Below are 2,272 nucleotides of genomic sequence, written 5' to 3' on the forward strand. Positions count from 1 at the left end.
AGTCTCATGGGATCCGGTCCTCCTCACTCCGGCGCCGTCAGCACCACGAGGGGGCGGGCGGCAGCCTTGGGCGGTACCGGGAACCCTACCCAACAAATTCATGAACATGAATCGCCGGGACGGGTGGTGACGACCGGGGCCGGTGCGGTGCGGTCAGTCGAACCGGAAGGTGGCCACCACCGGCGCGTGATCGGACTCGGGGTACTTGCGGTCGGTGCCGAACGCGGCCGACTCGTCGTGGAGCACCTCGTTGTGGATCTCCGATCCCTGGTAGCAGGCGAGCAGGTTCCGGGTGACCAGCATGTGGTCGAGCATCTCGCCACGCCCCTGGTGGAACAGCGTGTACCGCGACGACGTCGGGATGGTCTGCTCCACGGGTACGAGCACCCGGCCGGCCAGGTCGCCGTTGCCGGTGTCCTCGACGGCACCCCGGATGGCCAGCACCGGCACGTCGTCGGGAGCGGCGTTGAAGTCCCCGGCGACCACGATCCGGGCCTGCGGATCGGTGTCGAGGATCTGGTCGACCAGTCGGCGTACCTCCAGCGCCTGGCTCATCCGCTTCATCGACGACAGGAACACCCCCTCGGCCCAGGAGTCGGGGGTACGCCAGGTGTAGCTGTCCAGCTTCTGTCCGGGGACGTCGGTCGGGATCCTGGACTTGAGATGCACGTCGATCACGTGCAAGCGGCCACCGCCCACCTCGGTGAGGTCGAGTTCGACGTGCAGGACCGGCCGTTCGACACCGATCGGGACGGGTTCGGTGTCGGGCGGGGAGGCGGTCAGCCGTGCGTAGCGCGGCATGGCGACCAGCTCGTTGCGCAGCTGCCGGTGGGCCACCACCGGGAACCGGCTGACCACGACCAGGTTCCGTTCGTCGTAGACGGCGTCGTCCGGTGGTCGGGTGCTGACCATTGCGGCGCTGGCCAGAGTGGTGCCGGACAGCAGTTCGGTCAGGGCGTGCAGCCCCCGGGGTTGACCCGGGCGTTCCTGGCCGTGGATCTCCTGGAAGCAGACGATGTCCGCGCGGAGCCTGACGATCTGGGGTTTCATCAGCGCGATCCGCTCGGCCAGGGACGGCCGGACGCCGGGGGCCGTCTCGTCGAGGTTCTCGACGTTGAACGTCGCGATCCGCACCGTCGTCACGGCTCCGCCCTTCACGTTGCTGCTGGGTATCCACCGGAGCCTAGCGATATATGAGTTTTCATGGCTTTTGTCGTATGAGTGCCACCCGTCCGGTGGACCCCCGACCGGTCGGCCGGGGCCCCGACCGGGCGGACGTCGAGGCGTACTCCCGGGGCGGTCTCACCTCACCCAGCGCCACCCGGGTCCTCTGGCTGCTGCTGTTGCCAGCCGACCCTTCACCCCTCGCCGCCGTCGGCCCTGCCACGCCGTACCTCGAGACGGCCCGGTTCCAGCCGGACCACCTCCATGACCTGCCGGTCACCCGCCGCGGTGCGGACGTCGATCGGGCCCTGCGGTCCCTGGCGCCACCGGCCGGGGCGGGCCTCGTTCGCGTCACCACGCCCGACCGGAAGGTCGACGAAGGTCCCGTCCGGGTGGAACTCGATGCCCGCCCGTCCCCTGGCCGGCGGAAAGGGGTGACCGGAGGGCCGGTAGACCTCGACTCCCTCGTGGTCCTCCTCGAACGAGTGCATCCAACGGCCGTGCAGTCGATCGTCGGTGTCCGGCATGGCTGTCGCTTCCTCGTGGTCGTCCGTCACGTGGCCGCCGTCACCAACGACGACGTGGCCCCGGAGGTGAGCATGGCAGCCGACGACGGTCCGATCGGCACGCCGAGAACCTCGTAACCCAGGACGGACGGCTGCCACCGCACGCCGTCCCACCACTTGTGGTGCAGGACGGAGTCCCGGCCGGTGACGAAGACGTCGAGCCGGTCCGGCCCGCAGGTGACGACCTGCGGATCACCCGTGCAGACCCCACCCAGACACTCGTAGCCGGTGGCGCTCGGCCACCAGGCGGTGCCGTCCCACCACTTGTGGTAGAGCGCCGAGTCCGGACCGGTGACGAACACGTCGAGCCGGTGGGGCCCCCGGGCGACGACCCGTGGGTTGCTCGTGCAGACGCCACCCAGATACTCGTAGCCGGTGGCGTCCGGCCACCAGGCGGTGCCGTCCCACCACTTGTGGTAGAGCGCCGAGTCCGGGCCAATGACGAACACGTCGAGCCGGTTCATGCTTCCGGCGACCGCCTCCGGCTCACCGACACACCTGCCACCCAGCCGTTCCCAGCCCCCACCGGACGGCCACCACGC

Annotated in this window: 2 protein-coding genes and 1 pseudogene; all 3 read right to left on the reverse strand. The window is 69.8% G+C overall.

Annotated elements, in window-relative coordinates; translation table 11 throughout:
• Positions 1-153: 153 nt before the first annotated feature.
• Positions 154-1,143 carry an endonuclease/exonuclease/phosphatase family protein gene (locus GSF22_RS32965; protein ID WP_208817821.1) on the reverse strand — a complete coding sequence of 330 codons (990 nt, stop codon included), beginning with the start codon at positions 1,141-1,143 and terminating at the stop codon, positions 154-156.
• 215 nt (positions 1,144-1,358) lie between these two features.
• A complete protein-coding gene (locus GSF22_RS32970) occupies positions 1,359-1,721 on the reverse strand; it encodes a hypothetical protein (protein WP_208817822.1) in 363 nt (120 codons plus the stop codon).
• Positions 1,718-2,272 (reverse strand): annotated as a pseudogene (locus GSF22_RS32975) (M43 family zinc metalloprotease); the annotation flags it as partial. The gene GSF22_RS32970 and the pseudogene GSF22_RS32975, both read right to left, overlap by 4 nt.

It is taken from the genome of Micromonospora echinofusca (assembly GCF_017614955.1).
Taxonomy (GTDB): domain Bacteria; phylum Actinomycetota; class Actinomycetes; order Mycobacteriales; family Micromonosporaceae; genus Micromonospora; species Micromonospora echinofusca_A.